Genomic DNA, 529 nt, shown 5'->3' with positions numbered 1-529 from the left:
TCAACGTCAAGAATTTAGACAGCGACTGCGATTGTCAGGTTTATTGGGAGTGGTGCTACAAAGGGAAAAATTGAAGAGCTTGATGTGATTAAAGGTCAGGGAATTATTGCTGATGACCTATTGATTGGAAATGAAAAATTACTGACAGCCCATAAAATTTTACTGACAGATTCTCAAACACAAAGTTTGAGAGAAGTAGAAGAAAAAGGGATGTCGATCGTGCTTGTTGCAAAAGCTGGTCAGCTCAAATTAATCTACGGAATTGCTGACGAAATCCGTCCAGAAGTTAAAAAAGCGCTGACAGCCCTAAGGCGTAATGGAATGAAGAAAATGGTGATGTTGACCGGCGATAATGAAGTGACTGCCAGAAATGTTGCAAAGGAATTGGGAATTGATGAAGTTCATGCGAATCTGCTGCCAGAAGATAAAGCAAGAATTGTCAGTGAATTTAAATCGTCAGGACATAAGCTTGCTTTTATTGGTGATGGAATTAATGATAGTCCGTCGCTTGCCCTTGCCGATATTGGGA

1 protein-coding gene is annotated in these 529 nt (G+C 40.3%); it reads left to right on the top strand.

Annotated features, from left to right (window positions below):
- Positions 1–84 precede the first annotated feature (84 nt).
- The coding region (locus BABA_RS02495) for an HAD-IC family P-type ATPase (protein WP_007083545.1) at positions 85–529 on the top strand (445 nt) is incomplete at its 3' end.

This window comes from Neobacillus bataviensis LMG 21833 (assembly GCF_000307875.1).
Lineage (GTDB): Bacteria > Bacillota > Bacilli > Bacillales > Cytobacillaceae > Neobacillus > Neobacillus bataviensis.
This window is presented reverse-complemented; position numbering and strand designations above follow the sequence as displayed.